Raw genomic sequence first — 24,649 nt, forward strand, 5'->3', positions numbered from 1 at the left:
TATAGGCCCGGGCCTCCCCTGGTTCGCCCCCCTCCCCGGCGCTCAGCCACCCGGCGGGCGTCACATCAGCGTCACCAGCGGACCGTCGGGCAGCTGGTGCTCGCCGGTCGTCGTGAAGCCGAGGCGGCGGTAGAGCGAGAGGTTGCGCGGGTTCGAGCTCTCGAGGTAGGCCGGGAGCCCCTGCGCGTCGGCGCGCGCGCAGCCCGGCTCGAGCAGGGCGCTGCCCAGGCCCCGGCCGCGGTGCTCGGGGCACACGCCGAGCGTCGACAGGTAGAGGTGCCGGCCCGGCGGGTGCCGGCCCTCGAGCGCGAGCAGGTGGCGGACGACCAGCGGCGCGCGCCACCCGACGCCGCGCACCGTCCGCGCGGCGAGCGCGAGCGCCTGCCACGGCGTCTCGCGCCAGCGCCCCGGCGCCGCCCACAGCGCGCCGCCGCCGTCGAGGCGATGCGACAGGCCGTGCGGCACGAGCCGCCTCGCGGTGAGCGAGAAGACGTGGCGCCCCCAGCGCTCGCGATCGTGCACCTCGCGGAAGACCCAGCAGAAGACCGGGTCGTCCATGAAGGCGGCGTGCAGGTCGCGCGCGAGGCGCGGCACGTCCTGCGTCGTGGCAGGCACCGGGACAGCGACGGGCGGCAGGGCCGGAGCCTAGGCGCTCCGAGGCGCCGGACGGCCCGCAGCTCGGCGCGCTGGTCGTCAGAGGTCGAGCACGTTCGGCAGCCCCGCGGCGTAGCGCTGTGCGTCGACGGCCTTGGCCCCCGCCAGCTCCGGCGGGTCGTAGAGGCGGAACATCCGGGCGTGGTCCGCGGTGGATCCCGAGGCCTCGAGGATCGCGTTCGTCGCCGCCCGCCCGGCCTCGTTGGCGCTCTCCATCGTCGCCAGGTCGATGTCGGTGCGCACGTAGTCGGCGGCGAGGACGAGGTTGCGCACCTTCGTGCGGGCCGTCGGGCGGTCCTTCCACGAGCCGACGGTGTTGATGAGCAGCGGCTCCTCGTTCGTGTTGGAGCCCGCCGACGCCGACCACTGGATCGCCGGGTCGAGGTACCAGGAGTGCAGGTCCTCGTCGCGCAGCTTGCCGCCCCGGCGGTCGTTGACCGACGCCTTGATCTGCGCCCAGACCTCCTCGGCGATCTCCTGCCGGCTGCACTCCTTGGCCGGCTTGCCGAAGCGGATGCCCTTCGCGTCCCAGTCGGAGATGTCGACGCTCAGGATGTCCTTCACGGTCCCGTCCCCGAAGTCGCGCGGGAGGTCGTGCCGCCGCCAGAACTGCGCCTGGTTGATCGACGTCAGCGACCACGGCGAGCTCATGTAGGCCATGTGGCCCTTGGTCAGCGGCGCATCGCGCTTGAGGAAGAACTGGATGCCGTTCATCCAGTCCACGACGAGGCGGTTGACGGCCTCGAGGCCCGGGTCGACGGCCAGCACCTTGTGGTTGAAGAGCTTCACGGCCCGCTCGCACGGCAGCGCGCACACGAACCAGTCGGCGTCGATGCGCCGCTTGCGGCCCTGGCCGTCCTTGGCGCCGGCGGCCTCGATCGCGCCGTCGGCGACCTTGAGCGACCGGACGTCCCAGCCCATGCGGAACTCGACGCCGAGCGTGCGCAGGTGCGCGACCCACGGGTCGATCCACGCCTCGTTCGTCGGGGCGTTGAGCACGCGGTCCGGGTCGCCGTCGTTGCCGCGGCCCAGGATGTTCAGCACGAACGCCTCGGCCATGTTGCCGATCGTCCGGCTGCTGGCGATCTCCTCCTTGGCGGCGACGAGCCCGCGCGTGAGCCCCGCGCCGAGCAGCTTGCGGTAGGCCTGAGACCGGCCGTCGGCCTTGATGAAGTCGATCCAGGAGACGTCCTCCCACTGGCCGAGGCGCCGCGCGTCGCAGCTCGTCATGAAGACCATGAGCCGGTTGACGAAGAGCAGCAGCTCGTGCGGCGGGACCTGGGCGCCGACCTTCAGCGCGCCGACGAGCGTGTCCGCCAGGTCCTCGGGCGTGATCGCCGTCGGCGTCTCGGACGTGATGCCGAACGGCACCGTCAGGTCCTCCTGGCCCACGAGCGAGATGACGGCCGTGGGGGCGCTCACGAGGTTGCCCCGCACGCCGTCGGCGTTGCCCGGGAACGGGATGCGCCGCATCGTGTCCGGGACGTGGTGGTAGAAGCCCGGGAAGAAGCGGAAGCCGTGCTCGCCGGGCAGCGGCGCACGGCCGCCGGTGGCCGGGAGGTCGGTGGGGATGCTGCGCGCCTTGCCGCCCAGGGCCTTGCGCTCGTACACGGTCACGGCGAACCCGCGCTCGGCCAGCTCGTGCGCCGCGGCGAGGCCGCCCATGCCCCCGCCGAGGACGGCGACGGTGCGCTTGGCCGTCGCGCGCTTGCGCCCTCGGGCGCCGGCCGCCGCGGGGGTCGCCAGAGCCGCGGCGGCGCCCGCCACCGTCGCGTCGCGCAGCAGGTCGCGCCGGGAGATCCCGGCCTTGTCGCACTCGGTCACGTCGTGCTCCTTCACCGGCCGATGCCCTGGAAGGACGCGCGGCCCTTCCGGAGGTCCTGGCGCTCGCTGCGCCTGAGCAGGGCGTAGGCCTCGGCGCTCGATCCGCGCCTCAGGCGACGGGGGGTCACCGGCCGGCCCAGGCGCGCCGCCCGCGCCGTCGCCCGGTAGGCGGTCTCGTCGGCCAGGCTCCAGCGCAGGCGGTAGTGCTCGCGGACGACCGGGGGCAGCGAGCCCTGGACGAGGAACCCGGCGGTGCGCATCGCCGGGCGCAGCGCCCGCGGCGAGGGCATGCGCAGCATGATGTTGAGGCCCACGGTGCGCGCCTCCTCGGTCAGGTGGACGCCGTCGCCGGTCAGCTGCTCGGGCCACCACGCGCGGAACTCGGTCGCGGTGGGCGGCAGCACGTCGCGGTCCATGCCGAACAGCTCGCCCCAGGTGCAGAAGTCCTGGTAGAGGGCCTCGTCCTCCTCGGCGTCGAGGGGACGGACGAACGTGTCGTGCAGGACGCGGGCCGAGTCGTAGAGCGGCGCGGTGACCCACAGCATGAGCTGGGAGTCCAGCGCGTCGTAGGGGGTGCTCGGCCCGTAGGGCCCGGCCTGCACGTCGATCGTCCCGTTGACGCGCTCGTGCAGGCGCCGCGTGAAGGCCAGGGCGCGGTCGGCCTCCTGCTTCGAGCCGAAGAAGACGGCGTCGAACATCTCCGCGGTGTGGACGAGGCGCTTCCACGGCGTGGCGTGGGCCTTGGAGCGCTGGCCGGTCCCGATGAAGGCGACGGGCTGCAGCGCCCCGATGACGAGGGCGCGCTGCCCGTACAGGAGGTTCACCGCGCGCTCGCGCATGACTCGGTTGAGGACCGAGCGGCCGCGCGGGAAGGACCCATCTGAAGATCCCATTCGCCACATTAGAACAAGAGACGATCACCGTCGTCAAACTCCGACCCGCGGCAGCTCGGGCAGAATCGTTGCCGTGAGCGACGGTCACCAGCGCGCGTCGGCCCGGGCCTACGGGGGCGTGAGCGCCGCCGAGCGCGTCGCCCAGCGGCGCGAGCGGCTGCTCGACGCGGCGCTGGAGCTCTACGGCACCCACGGCTTCCTGACGACCGGCGTCAAGGACGTCTGCCGCGAGGCGGGCGTGACCGACCGCTACTTCTACGAGTCCTTCCGCGACAGCGCCGAGCTGTTCACGGCGGCCTTCGACCGCGAGACGGCCGAGCTGCTGCGCATCGTCGCCGAGGCCGTCGGCCAGGCCGACGCGGACCCCGAGTCCCAGGTCCGCGCCGCGATCGGCTCGTTCGTGCGTGCCATGGCCGACGACCCGCGTCGCGCGCGGCTGGTCTTCGTCGAGGCACCGACCGCCGGTGGCGATGCCGAGCGCCACGTGCAGGCGACCCTGCGGCGGTTCACGCAGCTCGTCGCCGCCACCGCCCGTCCGCACGTCGCCGACCAGGTGCCCGACCGCCTGGTCGAGCTCGGCGCGGTGGCGGTCGTCGGGGCCATCGACCGCGTGCTGGCCGAGTGGCAGGACGGCACGGTGCACGCCTCCCTCGACGAGGTCGTCGAGTTCCTCGTGGCGCTCTTCCACGCCGTCGGCGCCACCGCCGGCGTGGATCGCCGCCGCTAGCCGCGCCTAGAGCGGTCGCACGGCGGCCGTGGGCTCGTCGGTCGGGATCCGGCGCAGGACCGCGAGCGTCAGGGCGCAGAGCGCCGCGACCACCGCGAAGGGCACGACGTCGGCCGTGACGTCCGCGACCCCGCCGCCGGCCGCCGAGCCGATCGTCTGCCCGATCGCCCAGGCGAAGTTCACCAGCGCCATGGCCGGTCCCTGGCTCACGCCGGCGGTGTCGGCGGCGTCGCTGAGCGCCGCCATCGACGGCGCCCAGAACGTCCCGAGGCCGGCGGTGGCGACGACGAGCAGCGCGGCGACGCCGAGCGCCGCACCCGGCAGCGGGACGACCACGAGCAGGACCGTCGAGACCGTCAGGCCGATGCGCACGGGGACCAGGCGCCCGCGGCGGTCGGAGATCCGGCCGACGACGGGGCTCACCGACGCCTCGACGACGGCCGCGACGAGGAAGGCGGCGGCGACCGCGGTCTGCGTCGCGCCCAGGTCGTCGAGGCGCAGCGGGACGAGCGTGCCCATGACGCCGAAGCCGAGGGCCGGCAGCGCGACGAGCCACATGCCCCGGGCGACGTCGTGGCGGCGCAGCGCGACGCCGAGGTCGCGTGCCCGCTCCCGCGCCGCGGCCGGCGCGGGCGTCGGCTCACGCGCGGCCAGCAGCGCGAGGACGCCGCCGACCGCCGCGACGGCGAAGAAGACCGGCTCGTCGCCCAGCGCGCCGGCGAGCGCCCCGAGCACCGGGCCGAGCAGCGCGCCCGCGATGCCCGCCGCGAGCGTCGTCCCGATCAGCGCGCCGCGGCGGTCGGGCGGCGCGGCGCCGATCACCCAGGCGAGGGCGCCGGCCCACGAGCACGCGCCGCCGACGCCCTGGACGAAGCGCGACAGGTCGAGCAGCAGCGGCTCGCGCAGCACGGCGAACGCCACCGACGAGCCCGCCATGAGCAGCAGGCCGAGCACGACGATGCGCCGCGCGCCGAAGCGCGAGACGAGCAGGCCGCTGGGCAGCGCCGCGACGAGCGTCCCGGCGGGGTAGGCGCCGACGAGGATCCCGGCCTCGGTCTTCGTCAGGCCCAGCTCGTCCTCGAGCTCCGGCAGCAGCGGGGCGACCACCGCGTAGAACGCGGTGTCGACGAGGACCACGGCACAGGCGAGGACGAGCAGACGGCGCACGGGCCGTCGGACCGTAGCCGTGCCGGCTCCGGTGACGCCTCGTGCATGGCGGACATGCACGAGGCGTCACCGGGACCGTCATCGCAGTGCCGAGTCGACCGCCGTGCCCTGCGCGCCGCGCCGGTCGTCGCCGGCGGCCCGCGGCAGGAGCCGGATCTCCCGGGCGAAGGACTCCGCCGCGGCCAGGTAGACGGCCTGGCGCAGCGTCGTGCGCAGCGCGACGGCCACGCGCGGGCCGCCCTCGCGGCCGTCCTCCGGCGCCGGACGGGCGGTGAGGACCTCGACGTCCTCGAGCGCGAGCCGGGTCTCCCCCGCGCCGCCGTCGCGCTCGCGCGTGACGAGGACGTCGACGCGGCCCCCGGCCTTGACGAGCTCCGGGGCGCCGCGGGCGACGAGCTCGGCCACGCGCTCGCCCGCGGCGACCGGCGCCCCGGCGCGGGTGCCGTCGTCGACGAGCGCGGGGACGAGGTCCGTCCCGGCCGTGATCGCGCCCGCGGCCCGGGTCCCGGCGAGCGCCGCCGGCGCGGCGAAGGCGCCCTCCGGCACGTAGCGGGCCGGCACGCGGCGGACCGCGAGCCGGGACGGCGTCAGCGCGTCACCGGCGCGCAGGTCGCCGCGCGCCACGACGACCGGCACGCCCGGTCCGACCGCCTTGCGCAGCGCCGCCTCGCGACGGCCGACGTCGGACGCGGCCAGCGTCCCGAGCAGGAGCGCGAGACCGAGCAGGAGGGCCGCGCGCCGGCGGCGGGTCACGAGCCCGCCTCGGCCGGCTCGGCGGCCGGGAGCTCGAGCGCGAGGCGGGCACCGGCCGGCGCGGGCAGCGCGACGAGCCGGCCGCCGTGGCGCCGCGCGACGCCCGCCGCGATGGCCAGCCCGCGCCCGCGAACACCGCGACCGCCGCGCGGGCGCCGGACGATCGACGCCACCGGCGCCGGGAGGCCCGGGCCGCCGTCGAGGACCTCCACGACGACCCGGCCGTCCGCGGCCCGCGTGCGGACCTCGACCGTCCCGGCACCGTGCTCGATGGCGTTGCCGAGGACGTTGCCGACCGCCTGGGCCAGGCGCACGGCGTCGCCGCGCACGACGGGCACGCCGCCGTCCGCGCTGCCGCGCCACACGACGTCGGCGCCCCGCGCTCGCGCGACCTCCGCCCACGTCGCGACCTGCCGCTCGAGCAGCGCCCCGAGGTCGACCGCGCCGGCGACGGACCGCGCGTCGCCGCGCAGGTCGTCGAGGGCCAGCGCCGCGCGGCGCAGCTCCAGCTCGAGCCCCGCCAGCCGCGCCGGCCCGAGCTCGCCGCGCCGCGCGCAGCCGTGCAGCGCCAGCGACAGCGCGGTCAGCGGGCCGCGAACCTCGTGGGCACAGCGGGCCAGGCGCTCGGCCTCGCGCCACCGCGCCCGCGCGAGCCACGCCGCCACGCCGACCGCGCACAGGGCCACGAGCCAGCTCACGCCGCCACCGCCAGGTCCTCGGCGACGACGCTCGGCGGGTCGATCAGGCGGTAGCCGACGCCCCAGACGTTGAGGACGTAGAGGTCGCCCGCCGCGCCGAGCTTGCCGCGCAGCCGGCAGGCGTGGGAGTCCAGCGTCCGCGTCGTCCCCGGGATGGAGCGAAAGCCCCAGACCGTCCGCAGCAGCTCGTCCTTGGTGAAGACGCGCAGGGGCTCCGACGCCAGGGTCCGCAGCAGCGCGAACTCCTTCTGCGAGAGCGCGATGACCTGCCCCCGCAGGGTCACCCGCCGCGCGACCGGGTCGACCTCGAGGTCCCCGACGCGCAGGACGCCCGAGCGCGAGCGGCCCTCGCAGCGGCGCAGCAGCGCCCGCATGCGACAGCGCAGCTCGCCGTAGCTGAACGGCTTGGCGACCACGTCGTCGGCGCCCCGCTCGAAGGACCGGATGCGGTCGGTCTCCGCGCACCTCCCGCTCAGGACGAGCAGCGGCGTGCGCGGGTCGACGCGGCCGGCGAGGCGGTCGGCGCTGCGGACGTGGCGCAGGAGGTCGAGGCCCGAGCCGTCGGGCAGCCCGACGTCGCAGACCACGAGGTCGGGGAACTTCGTCTCGAGCAGGCGCAGGCCGTCGCGCAGGCAGTCGGCCACGAAGACCTCGTAGCCGTCGGCGGTGAGCTCGTCGCCGAGGAACGTCCGGGTGGCGGCGTCGTCCTCGACGAGCAGGATGGTGGCCGGGTCGTCGGTCATGACCTCTATAGGCCACGGCCGGCGAAGTTCGCCCCCCCTACCGCCGCCGGTGCCAGCGCGACATGGCCTGCTGGAACTCGCCGATCTCGAGCGCGTCGACCGCCAGCGGCGTGCTCGCCTCGCGCGCGGGGCGCAGGCCGTCGAGGACGATCTGGAGGTAGCGGCGGTGCAGCTCGGGCTCGACGTCGCGCGCGAAGTCGCCCGCCGTGCTGAGCATGATGCTCAGCAGCGGGACGTCGGAGGCCTGGAGGTCGGGACGCACGACCCCGGCCGCGACGGCCCGCTCCACGAGTGCGGTGATGATCGGGGCGAGGCGGGCGCGCACCTCGGCCAGGCGGGCGTGCTCCTCGGAGCTCGAGAACAGGACGTCCTTCAGGCCGCGGTGGCGGCACTGGAGGTCGAGGGCCTGCTCCAGGTAGCCGGTGAGGCCGGCCCACGGGTCGTCCTCCTCCTCGAGGCAGCGCCGGGCGATGCGCCCGAGCTCCTCGAGCTTCTCGACCATGAGCTCCTCGATGAGGGCGTGCTTGTTCGGGAAGCGGCGGTAGGCCGTGCCGACCCCGACGCCCGCGTGGCGGGCGATGTCGTCGAGCGAGACGTCGACGCCGCGCTGGGCGAAGAGCTCCCGGGCCGCGGCCAGCAGCCGCTGGCGGTTGCGCTCGGCGTCGGCGCGCAGCGGCGCGGTCACAGCCTGGGGCTCCACGGCGTCCATCTCCCAGACAGCGTAGCCGCTGAGTGGAGGGCACTCCTCCGCTTGTGCTACAACCGGAGACGCCTCCTCCGCTACACGACTTCCTAGGGGATCCCATGTCACCCGACGCCCATCACGACCCGCACCACGCACGCCGCTGGCTGATCCTCGGCGTGATCGGCATCGCGCAGCTGCTCGTCGTGCTCGACGCGACGATCGTCAACATCGCGCTGCCCTCCGCCCAGGCCGACCTGGGCTTCTCCAACGACGACCGCCAGTGGGTCATCACCGCGTACGCGCTCGCGTTCGGCTCCCTGCTGCTGCTCGGCGGCCGCATCGCCGACCTGTTCGGCCGCAAGTGGACCTTCATCGTCGGCCTGCTGGGCTTCGCCGGCGCGTCGGCCCTCGGCGGCGCCGCCCAGTCCTTCGGGATGCTCGTCGGCGCCCGCGCGCTCCAGGGCGCGTTCGGCGCGATGCTCGCCCCGGCCGCCCTCTCGCTGCTGGCCACGACCTTCACCGACCCGGCCGAGCGCGGCAAGGCGTTCGGCGTCTACGGCGCGATCGCCGGCGCCGGCGGCGCCTTCGGGCTCCTGCTCGGCGGCCTGCTGACCGAGGTCCTCGACTGGCGCTGGTGCCTCTACGTGGCCATCCTCTTCGCCGTCCCGGCCGCGGTCGCCGGCACCCGCCTGCTGCACCACGTCCGCGTGCCGCAGCGCCCGAAGCTCGACCTCCCCGGCGTGGCGACCGCGTCGTCGGGCGTCTTCGCGCTGGTCTACGGCCTCGCGCACGCCGAGACCGACGGCTGGACGGACACCCTCACGCTGGTCGCCCTCGGCCTGAGCGTCGTGCTGCTCGTGGCCTTCGTCGCGCTCCAGCGCCGCGTCGCCAACCCGCTGCTGCCGCTGCGCGTCGTCACGGACCGCAACCGCGCCGGCGCGTACTCGGCGATCGCCATCGCCGGCATCGCGATCTTCGGCGTCTTCCTGTTCCTGACGTTCTACCTGCAGCGCACGCTGGGCTTCACCGCGCTGGAGACCGGCCTCGCGTTCATCCCGATGAACTTCACGATCATCACCACGGCGGCGATCGTGAACACCCGGGTGCTGGCCCGCACCGGCCCGCGGCCGCTCATCCCGGCCGGCATGCTGAGCGCCGCGCTCGGCATGGCGATCATGACCCGCATCGGCGTCGACACCGCCTACGCGTCGCACGTGCTGCCGTCGCTGCTGCTCATCGGCTTCGGCTTCGGCCTCGTGTTCTCGTCGTCCTTCCCGACGGCGACCGCGGGCGTCCCGCCCTACGACATGGGCGTCGCCTCGGCGATGGTCAACACCTCCCAGCAGATCGGCGGATCGATCGGGACCGCCCTGCTGAGCACGCTCGCCGCCTCGGCGCTGAGCGACTACGCGTCGGCCCACGCCGGTGCGCCGGGCCTCGCCGACGCCGCCGCGGTCCACGGCTACACCACGGGGTTCTGGTGGGCCGCCGGCATCCTCGCCGTCGGCGCACTCGTGACGGGCGCGCTGCTGCGGTCCAACGCCCTGGCCGCGGCGCCCCACGGCGCGCCGCAGCCGGCCGCCGCCGCGGCGCACTGAGCGCCTGCCCCTAGGCCGGCACCGGCTCGGCGAGCGCGGCTCCTGCCGCCGCGCTCGCCGGGCTCGCCGGCCGGTCGCGCAGCACGACCGTCGCCCCGCGCCGCGGGCTGAGCGTGATCGACCGCCGCCGGGCGATCTCCCGCGGCCCCGGGCCCGGCAGCAGCTCGCAGCGCGTCAGCACGGTGCGCAGGACGACGCGCATCTCCAGCAGCGCGAAGCTCGCGCCCAGGCACCGCCGCCGGCCCCCGCCGAAGGGCAGGAAGGTGTAGGTCCCGGGCGGGCGCTCGAGGAAGCGCTCGGGCCGGAACGCGTAGGGCTCGGGGTAGACCTGCGGGTCGTGGTGGACGAGGTAGGCGTGCGGGGAGAGCACGACGCCCTCGGGGTAGGTCCAGCCGCCGATCTGCACCTCGCGCTTGGTGAGCCGCGGCTCGGCGTTGGGCAGCACCGGCCGGTGGCGCAGCGACTCGTTGATCGTCGCGTCGAGGTAGTCCGTCTCGCCCGCGTCGAGCGAGGCGACGAGCCGGTGCAGCACGTCGCGCTCGCGCGAGAGCCGCTCGAACGTCCACGCGAGCTGGGACGCCGTCGTCTCGTGACCGGCGACGAGCGCCGTCACGAGCTCGTCGCGGATCTCGGCGAAGGTCATCGGCGAGCCGTCCTCGTGCGTGGCGGAGAGCAGCATCGCCAGGACGTCGTCGCGGTCCTCGCCGCCGGTGGCCCGCCGCTCGTCGACGAGCTCGCGCAGGAGCTGGTCGACCTCGCCGACGACCCGGTTGAACCGGCGGCCCGGCGAGCCGGGCCCCCAGTCGCGCTGGAGCGCCGGGACCAGCGCGATCGGCGCGGCGCCGAGCTCGATGACCTGGGCGAGCAGGACGCGCAGCCGCTCGAGCCGGGGTCCGCTGTCCAGGCCGAAGACGCCGCGCAGGATGACGTCGAGCGTGAGCTCCTGGAGCCGGCCGTGCAGCGGCGCGGGGACGTCGCGCGGCCACGTGTCCACCAAGCGCTCCACCGCGTCGGTGACGAGATCCCCCAGCCGCGCCATCCGCTCGCCGTGGAACGCGGGGAGCATGAGCCGGCGCTGCTCGAGGTGGAGGTCCTCGTCGAGGAGGATCACCGAGTTGGGGCCGACCACCGGCTCGAGGATCCGCGCGCCCTCTCCCGGGTGCAGCACGTCCGGCGCCGCGGTCAGCACCTCCTTGACCTCCACCGGGTCGGCGATGCACACGAACGGCGGCGTGCCGAGCAGCCGGATCGTGAAGCGCGTGCCGTACTGCGCGCGGGCGCGCTCGAAGAACGGGAGCGGACGCTGCCACCAGGCGAGCGTCTGCACGACGGCCGGCCAGGTCGGGCCGGGCGGGACGGTGGCCATGGGCGACGCTCCCACTTCTGGACCCCGCCGCTGTGTGACAGGCGTCACAATCCGTCAGGCGAGAGCCCGCCGCGACGCGCGAGCCGGATGGCAGCGCCGTTGCGCGCCGCAAGCAGCGTGGTCGCCTCGCCGATGCGGGAGGAGGTCCTCGTGCCGACCCACCCCCCGCAAGTCACCTTGCACCACGTCCGGGGAGCAGGGTTCGCGCCTAGAGTGCCGACGGTCGTCGCGCCGTCGGACCTCGGCGGGGCACGCAACGCATGGACTTCATGGACACCCGCCGAGGCAACTACGACTCCGGAGAGGACTTCGTCCTCGAGTACGGCGAGTTGCGCTTCACCTTCAACGAGCGCGACTTCCGCGAGCGCTGTGAGCAGGCCGCGCTGAAGCTCGGCTTCGTGCACGGCCGCCTGGACGACGGCGAGCTCGAGGACCTGGTGAACCTCGCCGTCAACGGCGAGATCCAGGACCCGGCCTCGGCCCTGGGCGAGCACGTCAACGACTGCTGGCCCGAGCTCGTCGGCCCGAGCGACCGCAGCCTCGTGCACTGGCTGCGCCGCCTCGTCTTCCGCTCCGCCTGGCTGGACCAGCGCGTGAAGGAGGGCGAGCTCGAGGTGCGCTTCCACCCCGAGGACGGCTTCACCTACGTGCAGCCCGAGCGCGGAGGCGAGCCCGTCGAGCTCGCCCCCGAGCCGAGCTGGGGCCGGGTCGCGTACCGGCCCCGCTGGGCCGCCTAGCGCCCTGCTGGGCCGCCTAGCGCCCTAGGACTCGCCCTCGAGCGCGGCGACGCGCGCGGCGGCGATCGCCTCGGCGCCCGCGTCGCCCACGAGCAGCTCCGGGCGCAGCGTGCCCGAGCGCACGAGGTCGACCGCCGGAAGGCGGTTCGTGCGGGTGAGCAGCTCATCGAGCGCGATGACGGTCGTCTCGCCGCCCACCGGCGCGGTGGCCGTGGCGATGATCGTCAGCGAGCCGCCGTCGACGATGGTGCGTGCCGAGGCCATGAGCTTGCGCGCGGCGCGCGCCTCCACCCCGTCCAGCGAGTCGACGAGGACGACGGCGTCGCCGCCGCGGGCCGCCACGCGCCGGGCCGTGTCGACCGCGCGCTCGACCGCCTGGGTCTGGGCGTCGGGACCGGTGGCGAACGTCAGCGCCGCGGCCGGCTCGACCGCCCAGCCGCTGAGCTCCTCGGGCCGGACTCCGGCGAGCACGAGCGAGACCTCGACGCCCTCGACGGCGGCCAGCGCCTCGGCGAGGCGGCGCAGCGCCTCGGTCTTGCCGCTGTGCGCGGCGCCGCTGACCGTGACGCGCGAGCCCTTGCCGATCGGCGTCAGCCACTCGATCGCCTTCAGCGTCGGGTCCTCGGAGCCGAACGCGAAGCGCTCGGCCGGCCAGGTGGCCGGCAGCTCGTCGAACGGCGTGCCCTCGGCGACCTCGTCGGCCGGCTTGCCGTTGATGGTGTCGATGCGGACGAGCGACGGGTAGCGCTCGCTGCGCCGCGGCGCGCGGACCGGGCCCGTGACGGTGTCGCCGCTCACGAGCTCGCAGCGGCGCACCTGCGCGGCGGAGATGTAGACGTCGTCGTCGCTGGGCTCCGGCGGGGAGACGCGCAGGAAGCCCGAGCCGTTGCCGAGCAGCTCGACGGTGCCCTCGGCGATGCGCTCCTCGCGCTGGTCGCGATCGCGATCGCGATCGCGGTCGCGGTCGTCGCGGTCGTCCTCGTCGCGGTCGCGGCCGCGACCGCCCCGGCGGCCCCGGCGGCGCGAGCGCGGCGCCTCGTCCTCGTCGTCCTCGTCGCGTGCGGCGGCGGGCGTCTCGGCGGGCTCGTCGTCGCCGGCGTCCTCGTCGGTCGCGCCGTCCTCGTCGGCGGCCTTGCGACGGCTGCGACCGCCGCGCGAGCGACGGCGGCGCGGGGTCTCCTCCTCCGCGGTGGCGTCGGCGCCGGAGTCGGCTTCGGCCTCCTCGGCGCCGCCCTGGCGCTCGAGGATCGTGTCGACGAGGTCGGCCTTGCGCAGACGGCGGAAGCCGTCGATGCCGATCTCTCGGGCGATCACGTGCAGGTCGGCGAGCGGGCTGGCCTCGAGCGCCTCTCGGGTGAGCACGGCCATGGTGGGTCCTCCTGGTCTTCGTCAGCTGGGGTCGGTGGGCGCCCGGCCGCGTTGCGTCGCAGCGGCCGGGGCGATCCCGGTGTCCGCCGGACTCTAGCTGGCGGCGCCGACCGTGCCCGCCTCGCGCACGAGGCCCTCGAGCCACGTCGCGAACTCGGGCCGCTTCTGCCAGTCGGCTTCGAAGCGCTCGATGCCCGACGTCGTCAGCGGGTGCTCGAGCATCCCCTTGAGCACCTTGTACGGGATCGTCGAGACCTCGCAGCCCGCCTTCGCCGCCTGGACGGCGTGCATCGGGTTGCGCAGCGAGGCGGCCAGGACCTGCGAGGTGGTGCCCGCGGGACGCAGCGCGTCGACGATCTCCTCGAGCACCGCGACGGAGTCGACGGACATGTCGTCCACGCGGCCCATGAAGCACGAGATGTACGTCGCGCCGGCCTCGGCGCTCAGCAGCGCCTGGTTGGCGCTGAAGACCAGCGTCATGTTCACCGGGTGGCCGTCCTGCGTGAGCTCGCGGGTCGCGGCCAGGCCGGCCGGCGAGAACGGCACCTTCACGACGATGTGCTCGCTGAGCGTCCGCAGCGCACGGCCCTCGGCGACCATCTGCTTGGCGTCGCGCGAGACGACCTCGGCCGAGGTCGGGCCCTGCACGAGGTCGCAGATGCGCTTGATGGCCTCGCCGGGGTCGCCCTCCTCCTTGGCGAGCAGCGACGGGTTGGTCGTCGCGCCGGAGAGCACACCCCAGGCGGCGATCTCCTCGACCTCCTTGACGGAGCCGGTGTCGATGAAGAGCCTCATGGGACCGAGGCTACCCCGTGCCCCGGTAGGCACTCAGGACCCGTCGGCCCGGATCCACTTGAGGCGCTCGTCCTCGGTGTCGAACCCGGGGACGTCGGCGCGCCCGTCGAGCACGTCGCGGACCCGCAGGAGCTCGACGGCCTCGCGGACGTCGTGGACGCGGAGCATCGCGGCGCCCGAGTCGGCCGCCCAGGCGACGGCGCCGAGGGTCGAGGCCAGGCGCTCGTGCGGCGCCCGGCCCGTGATCGCGCCCAGGAAGTACTTGCGCGAGACGGCGGCCAGCCACGGCAGGCCGTCGGGCACCCAGTGCGCCCACGCCTTGAGGACCTCGACGCTCTCGGCCGGCGACTTGGCGAAGTCCGGCCCTGGGTCGACGACCATGCGGTCGCGCGCGACGCCGTGCTCGAGGGCGACGGTACAGCGCTCGGCCAGGAACGTCCTGACGTCGTCGACGACGGCGCCGCCGTAGTCGGGGAACGCCTTGCGCTTGGGGTCGGCCCGCGTGTGCATGACCACGAGGCCGGCGCCGGACTGCGCCGCGAGGTCGGCCAGCGCGGTGTCGCGCAGCCCGGAGACGTCGTTGAGCAGGTGCGCGCCGGCGGCCAGCGCGGCCTCGGCGACCCCGGCCTTCCACGTGTCGACCGAGACGACGACGCCCTCGGCGACGAGCGCCTCGACGAGGGGGAGGACGCGGTCGCGCTCGACCTCCTCGGGCGAGACGTCGGTGTACGTGACGCCCGACTCCCCGCCCACGTCGATGAGGTCCGCGCCGTCGCGGACGAGCTCCAGCGCCTTGGCGACCTGCGCGTCGAGGTCGGCGAGCCGGGTCGCGTCGGAGAACGAGTCGGGGTTCGCGTTGACGATGCCCATGACCAGCGGGCGGCCGTCGACGAGCTCGAAGGCCCGGTCGCGCAGGCGCAGGGTGCGGGTCATCGCGATGCCCGCAGGTGCAGGACGACGTGGTCGCCGGCGCGGTGCACGCCCGCCAACGCGAGCCGGGCCGGCGCGTCGAGCTCGGCGCCCTCGAGCACCGACGGCGCGTCGCCGGCCGCCAGCAGCGGGGCGACCGTGAGCAGGAGGTCGTCGAGCCCGCCCTGGGCCACGAGCTCGCGCAGCAGCGACGGGCCGCCCTCGCACAGGACGACCTGCGCCCCGCGCGCGCTTCCCAGGTGCTCGAGCACCGCGGGCAGCGTCAGCTCGTCGAAGCGCTCCACCGCGAGGTCGGCGCCCGGCGACGGCGGCGGCGCGCCGTCGTGCTCGGTGTAGACCTGGATGGGCACCCCGGCCTCGGCGAAGAGGGGGACGTCGAGGGGCAGGTCGAGCGCGCGCGACACCGTCGCCATGACGGGATGGGGCGCGCGCCGCGCGGCGCGGCGCAGCGCCACCTGGTCCTCGTCGAGGAGGTTCGCGTAGCGCTCGGCGGCCAGCGTGCGGGTGCCCACGAGGACGGCGTCGGCGGCGGTGCGCAGCTCGCGCAGGAGCTGGCGGTCGGCCGGGTGGCCGAGCGCGACGGAGCGCCCCTCGACGGCGGTGCGCCCGTCGAGCGAGGCGATCATCGCCGCGACGACGCGCGGCCGGCCCGGTACGGCCCGCTCGCGCAGCCCGAGCGCGGCCACGACGTCGCGCGCGGCGCGCTCGGGACCCGCCGGGCCGAGCGGGACGAGACCGGGGACGTCGTCGGCCATCCCCGGACCCTACGTCCGCCTAGAGCTTCACCGACTTCTTGACGTCCTTGCGGGCGCCGGCGTTGTCGTAGGCGCTGATGGTGATCGTGACCTTGCCCTTGCGCGAGTAGCGGTGCGAGGCGCGCAGCGCGTCGGTCTTCGCCCCGTCGCCCCACGCGATGCGCACGAGCTTGAAGCCCGAGGCGCGCGTCGAGCCCTTCACGACGTCCTTGGCCTTCGCCGTGACCGACACGACGCGCCCGCGCTTGCGGACCTTGACCGTCAGCGACGGCGGCGTGTGGTCCACGCGCAGGTTGCGCGGCTTCATCGTGGACGTCTGGCCGCGCTTGTCGGTCGCGACGACCTTCCAGGTCAGGATCCCGTCGGGCACGACCGTGGGGACCGTCACCTTCGTGTCGGTGGTCTTCGCGACCTCCTTGCCGCCGATCTGCACCGAGTAGGTGATGGGGCCCCAGAGGTCCAGCGGCGCCTGCCACGACAGCGGCGGCCGGGCGTAGGCGCGCCACTTCGTCGTCGTCAGGCCGAGGAAGGTGCCGGGCGTGCGGTCGTAGACGGCCGCGACGAGGCGCCGGTCGCCGCCCTGGCCCTGGACGAAGGCGGCCACGGCGTTGCCGATGCGGTCGATCCCGGCGTCGAAGCCGCCGGACTGGTCGACCGGACCGAGCCCGGGGTTCGAGATCGTCGTCGGCTCGCTGGGCAGCGGCGCGATGCGGCTCTCGGGCTTGTCGTCCCAGTAGGAGGCGCGGACGAGGTCGCCGTCGATCCACGCCGCCACGCGGTCCTGGCTCTCGGCGACGCCGCCGGCCGGGCGGCTGTACGGGCCGCCGCCCCCGAGCACCCGCGCCGGGACGAGCTTGTTCTCGCGCAGCAGCGCGCCGAAGACGCCGGAGCCCGAGGCGCTGGTGATGATGCCCTCGCCGCGACCGCTCACGTCGACGCGCGTCGAGGCGATCGCGTCCGGACCGCCCGGTTCGACCGCGTCGCCGACCAGCGGCTCGTCGAAGGCTCCGCCGCGCAGCCGCCGGACGATCGAGCGCGTCTGGCCTCCGAGCGACTGGCGGAAGGCGACGTAGGCGAAGCTCGAGTCATCCTCGACGTCGACCTCGGGCAGGTCGGCGTCCCCGCCGGCCCGGCCGTCGAGGCTGTCGAGCGTCGCGTCGACCGGGCTGGTCGAGACACGGTCCTGGAAGACGCGCCGGGCGATGGTGTGCGTGCGCCCGTCGCCCAGCTGCTCACCGAAGACGACGACGGCCGTGCCGTCGGCGGCGATGGCCAGGCGGCTGCGCCGGGTGCCGTCGCCCGCGGGGTGCGCCGCGTCGACGTCGGCCGCGTCGGGCAGCCCGACGAAGCCCGCGTCCTTGCGGCCCAGGCGGGCCAGGCGCACGTCGGTGCCGACGGTGAACGAGACGTAGGCGCCGCCGTTGATCGACATGTCGACCGAGGGGGCGCTGCCTCCGGCGGCGACGACCTGCGGCGCCGTCCACGGCTGGTCGCCGGCCGGCTTGACCGCCGCCCAGAGCCCGCCGCCGCTCTCCCACACGACGGCCGCGCGGCCGCCGTCGGTCACCGCGACCGCCGGCGTCTGCGCCGGGGCCTCGATCCCGCCGTCCAGGCGCTCGGGTGCCTGGAAGCTGCCGTTGACCAGGCGCGAGACGAAGACGTGGTCGACGCCGCCGTCCTTCTTGACGTACGTGATCGCCCCCGAGCCGTCGCGGGCGACGTCGACGTCACCGACGCTGACGATGTCGGGGGTCGGCCCGTCGACGGGCTCGGCCTGGAAGAAGGCGGCGTGGGCGCCGGCCGGCGCGGCGAGCGCGGCGGCGAGGGCCATGGCGGGGAGGGCGAGGCGACGGCGCATGGGTGCTGCAGGTGCTCCTGGGAGGGGACGGCGACAACAGCCGGGACGGGGTCCACAACCACCGAGGGGACCGAGGGTTGCGGAGGCGGGACTCTAGGCGTCCGAGCCGACGGCGGCGGCGTCGACGACGATGCCCTCGAGGCGGGCCTCTTCGAGGAACGCGCGGACCTCCGCGTCGATCCGGGCACCGTCCCAGCCGTGCTCGGCGGCCATCGCCGCGGCCACGCGCCGCGCCGCCGCCCCGTCGTCGGCGACGACGTCGCGGGCGGCCAGGAGGCCCAGGCGCGTCCGGCGCAGCAGCACGTCGGCCACGGTCCGCGCCTGCTCGGTGCGGGTCGCGTGCGTCGCCTCGGCCAGGAGGTCGGGCAGCCCCTCGACGATCGGCTGGGCCAGCTCGCCGCGCTCCCCGGCGACGGCGAGGACCTGGTGGGCGGCGTGGCCGTAGCGGCCGGCGAGCATCTCGTAGGAGCTCTCGGGGACCCCCTCCACGCGCGGCAGCGCGCCGGGCTCCACCGACTGGCCGAGCGGGATCTCGTGCGTGCGGCACGGAGCGTCGCGAGCCTCGCGCTCGACGAGGCGGTCGACGGCCATCTTCGCCATCCGCCGCCACGTCGTGAGCTTGCCCCCGGTGATCGTGATCATCCCGCTCGAGGTCTCGTAGAGCTCGGCCTTGCGGGAGATGTCGACCGACTTGCCGGTGTCGCCGGTCGAGATGAGCGGGCGGACCCCGGCGTAGGCGCCGGTGACGTCGTCGGGGGTGAGCGACTTGCCGAAGAACTCGTTGCACGCGTCGAGCAGGTAGGCGATGTCCTGCGCGGCCGGCGCGATGTGGTCGAGCTCGTCGGAGTCGAAGTCGTTGTCGGTCGTGCCGACGAGCGTCGCGCCGAGCCACGGCAGCGCGAAGATCGTGCGCCCCCCGCCGGCGGGGACGATGGCGCCGACGTTCAGCGGCAGCGTCTCCCGGCGGAACGTGATGTGGGTCCCGCGGCTCGGGCGGATGATCGGGACCTCCGCCTCGTCGTGCAGCTCCTCCGGGCGCAGCCGGTCGGCCCACACGCCCGTCGCGTTGATGACGTTCGCGGCGCGGATGCGGAACGTCTCCCCCGTCGCGGCGTCGCGGGCCTGCACGCCGTCGGGCGCGAGCTCGGTGACCTCGACGCCGTTGGCGCACACCGCGCCGAAGCGCTCGGCCTCGCCGAGGACCGTGAGCACGAGGCGGCTGTCGTCGGTCTGGCAGTCGTAGAAGAGGTAGCCCGAGCTGGGCTGGCGGCCCGCGAGCGCGGGCAGGAGCTCGGCGACCTCCTCGCCGGGGATGACACGGTGGCGGTCTGGTGCCCAGGACTCCATGGCGCCGTCGAGGCCGTCGCGCTCGGTGCCCTTGCCGCGACCGCGGCGGAACGGCCCGCGGATCTTGTCCACCGACATGACGTCGTAGAGGTTGAGGCCCATGCCGACCATGCGGTCGGGGCGCGCGCCGTCGAACGCGGGGACGATGAGGGGCAGCGGCTTCACGAGGTGCGGCGCGAGCGCGACCATGAGCTGGCGCTCGAGCAGCGCCTCGCGGACGAGGCCGAGGTCGAAGTTCTGCAGGTAGCGCAGGCCGCCGTGGACGAGCTTGCTCGAGCGGCTCGAGGTCCCCGAGGCGTAGTCGTGGCGCTCGACGAGGGCGACGGAGTAGCCGCGGCTGGCGGCGTCGAGCGCGCACCCGGCGCCGGTGATCCCGCCGCCGACGACGACGACGTCGAACTCGTCCTCGACGAGGGCGCTCAGGGCAGCGGCGCGCTCCAGCATCGAGGGGCCAGTCTATGTGTCCAGTCGGCTAACGCCCGGCGCTCGCACGCCGATGGGTGGGCATCGGTCGCTCGGTGGAGGGCGGCCATCGACCGGGGGGAACCGGGATGAGGGCGAAGGGTCGCAGGGCCGGCTTGAGCGCGATGAGCGCCGTGGCCGTGCTCGCCGTGGGCGCGCCGAGCGCGCAGGCGGGCAGTGGGCTGCTCGGCGGGCTGCTGGGCGGGCTGGGCAACGTCGTCCAGCAGGTCGGCCAGACCGTGGGCGCGGTGGTCCCGGTCGCGGGCGGCGTCGTCACCAGCGCCACCGGCACGGTCGGCGGCGTGGTGACCGGCCTGGGCCAGACGACCGGCAGCGTCGAGCAGGTGCTGACCCAGGTCCTGAGCGGCGCGACCAGCTCGCCCTCCACCGGCGGTGCGACCGGCTCCACCGGGTCGGGGGCCGGCACCGGCTCCACCGGCGGCGCGCTCCCCCCGTCGACGGTCGAGCAGCTCCTGCAGGCCGTGACGGGCACGGGCACGGGCACCGGCACCGCGCCGGGCACGGGCTCCGGGCCGACCGGGACCGGCGCCGGCGGGCTGGGCACCAGCACCACCGGCACCGGCACCGGCACCGGCACCGGCACGGGCGGGATCGCCTCCTCCGCGGCCGTGCAGGCGATCCTCAAGGACCTCGCGGCGAAGCTCACGGCGACGGCCACCCCGCCCAAGGACGCCGCGCAGCTCGCCGCGGTCCTCGGCTCGCCCGACGCGGCCGCGCCGGACACCGTCGTCCAGGTCCGCTCGGCCCTGGGCCAGGTCGGCAGGACCGGCAGGCTCAAGCTCGCCCTGGGCAGCGACGAGGCGGGCGTGGTCGCCTTCCAGGGCATCATCCGCCCTGGCCGCGCGCGCACCGCCAAGGCCAGGGGCTCACGGGCGCTCATCCGCTTCCCCGCCACCGTCCTGGCGTTCCGCGACGCCGGCCGCCTCGAGGTCACGGTCGAGCTCGGTCCCAAGGCGCGCAAGGCCCTGGCCGCGGCGCGCGACGCCAAGCTCTCCCTCGCGACGGTCGCCGCCGACGCCTACCGCAACCAGGCCGGCGCCACGGTCAAGCGCTCCCTCAAGCGCTAGTCGAAGGTGGAAGGTGCCTGGCACCCTCCACCCTCAACCCCGGGTCGAGAGGTGGTCGGCCAGGCGCGTGGCGAGGGCCATGATCGTCAGCTGCGGGTTGACCTGCGGGGAGGTCGGCAGCACCGAGCCGTCGGCGACGTGCAGACCCGCCACCCCGTGCACCGCGAGGTCGGGGTCGACGACGCTGCGCCGGGGGTCGGCGCCCATCCGGGCGGTGCCCAGCGGGTGGAAGGCCATCGCCTTGACGTCGCGCGGGCGGATCGTCGCGCGGTCCAGCGGGCCGGTGTCGCCGTCGCGCAGGGGCGGGATCCCGGCGACCGGGACGAGGACCTCGCGCGCGCCCGCCGCGAAGAAGATCCGCGCCAGCAGGGCGAAGCCCCGGCGGAAGCGCTCGGCGTCGGCGGCCGCCAGGTCGTAGCGGACCAGCGGCCGCGGGACCCCGCCCGGGCGGCCGGGCATCGCGCGCACCGATCCGCTCGACGAGTCGGCGACCATCACCCCGAAGGTCGCCCAGCGGCGCACGTCGAGCATCCGGGCGCGGTGCACCTCGCCCTGGCCGGGCGTCGCCATCGCCGCCTGGTCGGGCGGTCCGGCGATGCCCTCGAGCAGGATCCCCGCGTCGGCGAGCTCGTCGACGTAGAACGACTGCGGGACGCCGCGCCACGGGTCCAGCGGGTCGTCCATCAACGCCCGGGCCGCGCTGGCCGGGTGGATCGTCAGGTGCCGGCCCAGCGCGCCCGACGCCGTCCCGATGCCGTGGCGGCGCAGCACCAGCGGCGTCAGCAGCGCGCCGCACGCCAGCACGGTGTGGCGCGCGCGCACCGTCAGCCGCCCGCCCGCGGCGGTGTGGGCGACGACGGCCCGGACCGCGCCGCGCTCGACCTCCAGGCGCGCGGCGCGACAGCCCGTGTAGGTCGTCGCGCCCGCCGCCCACGCGCGCGGCGCGAAGACCTCCCCCGCGTGCTGCTTGGCGCCGCTGGGACAGCCGAACGCACAGACGCCCGACCCGACGCAGCCGCGCGCGTTGCGGAACAGGTGACGGCCCGAGACGCCCAGCGCCTCGGCACCCCGCCGGACCACCGCCGCGTTGTCGCCCGCGAGCTCCGGGGTGACCTGGCGCACGCCGATCGCCTCCTCCACCCGCGTGAAGAGCGAGGCGACCGTCGTCGCGTCGAGCGCCTCGAGGCCGTGCTCGGAGCGCCACCGGTCCAGCACCGCCGCCGGCGTGCGGAAGCACGTGCCGGAGTTCACGAGCGTCGTCCCACCGACGCCGCGCCCCAGGGGCAGGACGATCGGCGGCGTCCCCACCGTCACGACCTGACCGCCGTCGCGGTAGAGCCGCGTGCTCATGTCACGCGGGCGCGCAGTCAGCGTGCCGGACGGGTGGTGGCCGCCCTCCTCGAGCACCGCCACCTCGAGCCCGGCCTCCGCGAGCCCCGCCGCCACCGGGCCGCCGCCCGCGCCGCTGCCGACGACGCACACGTCGACGGAGATCGTCCGCCGGCCGCCGAGCTCGGCGCCGTCGACGACGCGCGGGGTGACCGACGGCGCCCGCTCGCGCCGCGCCGCCTCGTGCGGGAGGGCGCCCTCCAGGGCGGTCGCGCTCACGCCGCCACCGTCCCGCGGGCCCGTGCGAGCACCGCGTCGGCGTCGTAGCCCAGGCCGGCGAGCACGCCGGCGTCGCCGTAGTAGGCCAGGTGCAGGACGCCGCGCAGCCCCTCGAGCACCGGACCCCAGACGCGATGGCGCGCCGCCCGCGCCAGCGCCGCCTCGCGGTCGGGTGCGCTGAGCGCGTGCAGCGGCCGGCGCTCGCCCCTGCCGAGCAGCCGGCCGCCTCGCGCGTCCAGCAGGACGACTGCCGCGCGCAGCGCCGCGCGGTTGGCCGCCGGCCCCGCGGCGAGGGCGGCGGCGAAGGCGTCGACGGCGTCGGTCCGCGCGACGGGCGGCAGCGGCGCGACGGGCGCCACCACGCCGTCGACGAGCGCCTCGACCGCCCGGCGCTCGCGGGCCGTCAGCGTGAGCGGGACGGGCGCCGTCGCGCTCATCGTCCCTCCCGCACCCGCGCGGCCTGCGCGGTCGCGAGCTCGAACGCCCGGGCCTGCGCCGTCTCGGCGTCGCGCTCGCGGACCGCCGCCGCGATCTCGGCGTAGCGCGGAGCGAGCTCCGCGGGCCGCCCCGTCACCGGGATGCGCTCGTGGTGCTCGAGGTAGAGGTCGCGGATCGCGTTGAGGATCAGGTCGAAGACGACGTTGCCCGCCGCGCGCGACACCTCGGTGAAGAACGCGAAGTCCACGAACGCCGCCGCCCCCGCGTCGTCGCCGGCCTCGGCGAAGGCCGCCGCCAGCTCCGCCAGCCGCTGCGCCGACGCGTCGTCGCGTCGCTGCGCCGCCAGGCCGGCGAGCTCGCGCAGCATCAGCGCCCGCGCCTCGAGCACGTCGTCGAGCACGGCGACGTCGAGCGCGCCGGCCCGGAACAGCACGTGGGCCAGGACGTCGAGCCCGCCGGCCTCGCGCCACGGACGCACGCGCATCGCGTCGCCGTGGCGGACCTCGACCAGGCGCATCTGCTCGAGGCGCTTGAGGGCCTCCCGCAGCGATCCCAGGGTCACCCCCATGTCCCGGGCGAGGGCGCGCTGCCCCGGGAGCTTCTCGCCGGGCGCGTAGCGGCCGGCCAGCAGCGCGTCGAGCAGCTCGCGGAAGACCTGCTCGGACACGAGCGATGCCGCGGCGCGAGAGTTCGGAACACCGCCCACGGCGCGCAGCGTACCAGAGTTCCGAACAGTCGGCCCAGGGAGATCCCCGCCCCTCCCCTAGGGTCATCCCGGATGGTGCGGGCGCCCCCGCGGACCGACCATCACGGCATGACCGACGAGGCCCCCACCACCGAGCAGCCGGCGCCCGAGCCCGGCCCGGGCCAGCAGCCCCCGCCGCGCCGCCTCCTGCGCACGAACGAGGACCGGATCATCGGCGGCGTCGCCGCCGGCCTGGGCAGGACGCTCGGGGTCGACGCGTGGATCGTGCGCCTCGTCTTCCTCCTGCTCACCGTGTTCGGCGGCGCGGGCGTCGTCGGCTACCTCGTCCTCCTGGCCTTCGTCCCGGCCGACGCCGGGGACGGGACGCCGCAGGACCAGACCTACGCCACGACCCACCCGTTCGCGGTCGGCGCCGCCGCCGTCGCCGGCGTCGCGGTGCTCATCGCCATCGACGGCGGCTTCGGCGGCTGGTTCTTCGGCGGCAACCTCCTCCTGCTCCTCGCCATCGCCGGCCTGGCCTACGCCGCCTACCGCGGCCTGGAGCGCCAGGGGGGCCGGCCGCCCACGGCCGCGCGGGTGGCGGGCGGCGTCCTGCTCGCCCTCGCGGTCCTCGCCCTCGTGGGGACCGGCATCACCGGCGCGTTCTGGCTGGCGGCCAGCGGCGGCGGCGAGGTCGCGGCCGGCATCGTCATCGCCCTCGGCGTCGTCGCCGCCGTCAGCGCCTTCGTGCGCCCCGTGCGCTGGCTCGCGCCCGCCGCCCTCGTCGTGGCCGTCCCGCTCGCGCTCGTGATCGCCGCCGACATCGACCTCGACGGCGGCATCGGCGACCGGACCTACCGCCCCGCCACGGGGGCGGACGTCGACCCCGAGTACAAGCTCGGCATGGGCGAGCTGACCCTCGACCTGCGCGAGACCGCCTGGCCGCGCGGCGGCGTGCTCGAGACCCGCGTGGACGTGGGGATGGGGCACGCGCTCGTCCTCGTCCCGTCGGGCGTGTGCATCAGCGCCGAGGGCGACGTCGGCGTCGGCGCCTTCAGCGTCCTCGACGAGGAGTCCGGCGGCATCGACGTCGAGCAGGAGGTCGTGACGGGCACGGCCGGCACCCGGCCGCGCCTGCGGCTGCACGGCACGGTCGGCCTCGGCCACCTCGAGGTGGACACCGCCCGCCGCAACCGCCGCGGCCCGGACCGCCACCGCGACGACGACGACGACGACCGCGGGACCGTCCGCGTGAGCGGCGAGGCCTGCCCCAGCGCGTGAGGCGCCCGGACCTCCCCACCCTCGTCGCCGCCCTCGCCGTCATGGCCCTCGGCACCGTGCTCCTGCTCGACCAGGTCGGGGAGCTCACGCTCGACTTCTCCACCGCCTCGCCGTCGGTCCTCGTGACCGTCGGCGTGGTGCTCGTCGCGGCCGGGATGGCGAGGCGCGACATGCGCGGGTGAGACGATC

At 75.7% G+C, this 24,649-nt stretch carries 24 protein-coding genes; 6 read left to right on the forward strand and 18 right to left on the reverse strand.

Features of this window, described 5'->3' with window-relative positions:
• Positions 1-60 precede the first annotated feature (60 nt).
• The 3 genes from JUB12_RS05955 to JUB12_RS05965 all read right to left on the reverse strand — a co-directional run bounded on the left by JUB12_RS05955 (position 61) and on the right by JUB12_RS05965 (position 3,317).
• On the reverse strand, positions 61-615 hold the full coding sequence (locus tag JUB12_RS05955; RefSeq protein ID WP_205698706.1) for an N-acetyltransferase: 555 nt from the start codon (positions 613-615) through the stop codon (positions 61-63).
• Positions 616-693: 78 nt separating this feature from the next.
• Positions 694-2,493: an FAD-dependent oxidoreductase gene (locus JUB12_RS05960; protein WP_205698707.1), complete on the reverse strand. Its 1,800-nt coding sequence runs from the start codon at positions 2,491-2,493 to the stop codon at positions 694-696.
• Positions 2,490-3,317, reverse strand: coding sequence for an oxygenase MpaB family protein (locus JUB12_RS05965; RefSeq protein WP_205698708.1), 828 nt, complete (start codon positions 3,315-3,317; stop codon positions 2,490-2,492). The genes JUB12_RS05960 and JUB12_RS05965 overlap by 4 nt, the downstream gene beginning before the upstream one ends.
• A gap of 127 nt (positions 3,318-3,444) precedes the next feature.
• Between JUB12_RS05965 and JUB12_RS05970 the strand changes: the two genes are divergently transcribed.
• Positions 3,445-4,098: a TetR/AcrR family transcriptional regulator gene (locus JUB12_RS05970; RefSeq protein ID WP_205698709.1), complete on the forward strand. Its 654-nt coding sequence runs from the start codon at positions 3,445-3,447 to the stop codon at positions 4,096-4,098.
• Between the two features lie 6 nt (positions 4,099-4,104).
• On the opposite strand, the gene JUB12_RS05975 is transcribed toward JUB12_RS05970, so the two are convergent.
• The 5 genes from JUB12_RS05975 to JUB12_RS05995 all read right to left on the reverse strand — a co-directional run bounded on the left by JUB12_RS05975 (position 4,105) and on the right by JUB12_RS05995 (position 8,168).
• The gene (locus JUB12_RS05975; RefSeq protein ID WP_205698710.1) at positions 4,105-5,265 is read right to left on the reverse strand and encodes an MFS transporter; all 1,161 of its coding nucleotides are present in this window, start codon (positions 5,263-5,265) and stop codon (positions 4,105-4,107) included.
• A gap of 78 nt (positions 5,266-5,343) precedes the next feature.
• Positions 5,344-6,018 (reverse strand): SAF domain-containing protein, encoded by a 675-nt coding sequence (locus JUB12_RS05980; protein WP_205698711.1) that lies wholly within the window; start codon positions 6,016-6,018, stop codon positions 5,344-5,346.
• The gene (locus tag JUB12_RS05985; RefSeq protein ID WP_205698712.1) at positions 6,015-6,716 is read right to left on the reverse strand and encodes a sensor histidine kinase KdpD; all 702 of its coding nucleotides are present in this window, start codon (positions 6,714-6,716) and stop codon (positions 6,015-6,017) included. Before JUB12_RS05985 ends, JUB12_RS05980 begins: the two co-directional genes overlap by 4 nt.
• A complete protein-coding gene (locus tag JUB12_RS05990; RefSeq protein WP_205698713.1) occupies positions 6,713-7,459 on the reverse strand; it encodes a response regulator transcription factor in 747 nt (248 codons plus the stop codon). Before JUB12_RS05990 ends, JUB12_RS05985 begins: the two co-directional genes overlap by 4 nt.
• Positions 7,460-7,496: 37 nt before the next feature.
• Entirely contained in the window at positions 7,497-8,168 is a 672-nt protein-coding gene (locus tag JUB12_RS05995; RefSeq protein WP_205698714.1) for a TetR/AcrR family transcriptional regulator, read from the reverse strand.
• A gap of 152 nt (positions 8,169-8,320) precedes the next feature.
• On the opposite strand from JUB12_RS05995, the gene JUB12_RS06000 reads away from it, so the two are divergent.
• Positions 8,321-9,742, forward strand: coding sequence for an MFS transporter (locus tag JUB12_RS06000; protein WP_241004438.1), 1,422 nt, complete (start codon positions 8,321-8,323; stop codon positions 9,740-9,742).
• 10 nt (positions 9,743-9,752) lie between these two features.
• On the opposite strand, the gene JUB12_RS06005 is transcribed toward JUB12_RS06000, so the two are convergent.
• A complete protein-coding gene (locus JUB12_RS06005; protein WP_205698716.1) occupies positions 9,753-11,108 on the reverse strand; it encodes a cytochrome P450 in 1,356 nt (451 codons plus the stop codon).
• A 269-nt stretch (positions 11,109-11,377) separates the two neighbouring features.
• Between JUB12_RS06005 and JUB12_RS06010 the strand changes: the two genes are divergently transcribed.
• Positions 11,378-11,845, forward strand: a complete 468-nt coding sequence (locus JUB12_RS06010) for a hypothetical protein (protein ID WP_205698717.1) — start codon at positions 11,378-11,380, stop codon at positions 11,843-11,845.
• Between the two features lie 24 nt (positions 11,846-11,869).
• On the opposite strand, the gene JUB12_RS06015 is transcribed toward JUB12_RS06010, so the two are convergent.
• The 6 genes from JUB12_RS06015 to JUB12_RS06040 all read right to left on the reverse strand — a co-directional run bounded on the left by JUB12_RS06015 (position 11,870) and on the right by JUB12_RS06040 (position 19,342).
• Positions 11,870-13,213 carry a Rho termination factor N-terminal domain-containing protein gene (locus JUB12_RS06015; RefSeq protein ID WP_205698718.1) on the reverse strand — a complete coding sequence of 448 codons (1,344 nt, stop codon included), beginning with the start codon at positions 13,211-13,213 and terminating at the stop codon, positions 11,870-11,872.
• 93 nt (positions 13,214-13,306) lie between these two features.
• Entirely contained in the window at positions 13,307-14,008 is a 702-nt protein-coding gene (gene fsa, locus JUB12_RS06020) for a fructose-6-phosphate aldolase (RefSeq protein WP_205698719.1), read from the reverse strand.
• Positions 14,009-14,041: 33 nt separating this feature from the next.
• Entirely contained in the window at positions 14,042-14,941 is a 900-nt protein-coding gene (folP, locus tag JUB12_RS06025; protein WP_241004439.1) for a dihydropteroate synthase, read from the reverse strand.
• Positions 14,938-15,693 (reverse strand): dihydrofolate reductase family protein, encoded by a 756-nt coding sequence (locus JUB12_RS06030; RefSeq protein WP_205698720.1) that lies wholly within the window; start codon positions 15,691-15,693, stop codon positions 14,938-14,940. Before JUB12_RS06030 ends, folP begins: the two co-directional genes overlap by 4 nt.
• A 19-nt stretch (positions 15,694-15,712) precedes the next feature.
• Positions 15,713-17,551: a hypothetical protein gene (locus JUB12_RS06035; RefSeq protein ID WP_205698721.1), complete on the reverse strand. Its 1,839-nt coding sequence runs from the start codon at positions 17,549-17,551 to the stop codon at positions 15,713-15,715.
• 93 nt (positions 17,552-17,644) lie between these two features.
• The gene (locus JUB12_RS06040) at positions 17,645-19,342 is read right to left on the reverse strand and encodes a glycerol-3-phosphate dehydrogenase/oxidase (RefSeq protein WP_205698722.1); all 1,698 of its coding nucleotides are present in this window, start codon (positions 19,340-19,342) and stop codon (positions 17,645-17,647) included.
• Positions 19,343-19,485: 143 nt separating this feature from the next.
• Between JUB12_RS06040 and JUB12_RS06045 the strand changes: the two genes are divergently transcribed.
• Entirely contained in the window at positions 19,486-20,448 is a 963-nt protein-coding gene (locus JUB12_RS06045; protein ID WP_205698723.1) for a hypothetical protein, read from the forward strand.
• 33 nt (positions 20,449-20,481) lie between these two features.
• Here JUB12_RS06045 and JUB12_RS06050 read toward each other — a convergent pair whose 3' ends face one another.
• Genes JUB12_RS06050 through JUB12_RS06060 form a run of 3 tightly spaced genes read right to left on the reverse strand, consistent with a single transcriptional unit; the run spans position 20,482 to position 23,161 of the window.
• Complete coding sequence (locus JUB12_RS06050) at positions 20,482-22,056, reverse strand: GMC family oxidoreductase (RefSeq protein WP_205698724.1); 1,575 nt, start codon at positions 22,054-22,056, stop codon at positions 20,482-20,484.
• Positions 22,053-22,493 carry a hypothetical protein gene (locus tag JUB12_RS06055; RefSeq protein WP_205698725.1) on the reverse strand — a complete coding sequence of 147 codons (441 nt, stop codon included), beginning with the start codon at positions 22,491-22,493 and terminating at the stop codon, positions 22,053-22,055. The genes JUB12_RS06050 and JUB12_RS06055 overlap by 4 nt, the downstream gene beginning before the upstream one ends.
• The gene (locus tag JUB12_RS06060) at positions 22,490-23,161 is read right to left on the reverse strand and encodes a FadR/GntR family transcriptional regulator (protein WP_205698726.1); all 672 of its coding nucleotides are present in this window, start codon (positions 23,159-23,161) and stop codon (positions 22,490-22,492) included. The genes JUB12_RS06055 and JUB12_RS06060 overlap by 4 nt, the downstream gene beginning before the upstream one ends.
• A gap of 147 nt (positions 23,162-23,308) precedes the next feature.
• Between JUB12_RS06060 and JUB12_RS06065 the strand changes: the two genes are divergently transcribed.
• Positions 23,309-24,460, forward strand: coding sequence for a PspC domain-containing protein (locus tag JUB12_RS06065; RefSeq protein WP_205698727.1), 1,152 nt, complete (start codon positions 23,309-23,311; stop codon positions 24,458-24,460).
• Positions 24,457-24,642: a hypothetical protein gene (locus tag JUB12_RS06070; protein ID WP_205698728.1), complete on the forward strand. Its 186-nt coding sequence runs from the start codon at positions 24,457-24,459 to the stop codon at positions 24,640-24,642. Before JUB12_RS06065 ends, JUB12_RS06070 begins: the two co-directional genes overlap by 4 nt.
• Positions 24,643-24,649: the final 7 nt, after the last annotated feature.

Origin of the sequence: Conexibacter sp. SYSU D00693, assembly GCF_017084525.1 — a bacterium.
Taxonomy (GTDB): Bacteria; Actinomycetota; Thermoleophilia; order Solirubrobacterales; family Solirubrobacteraceae; genus Baekduia.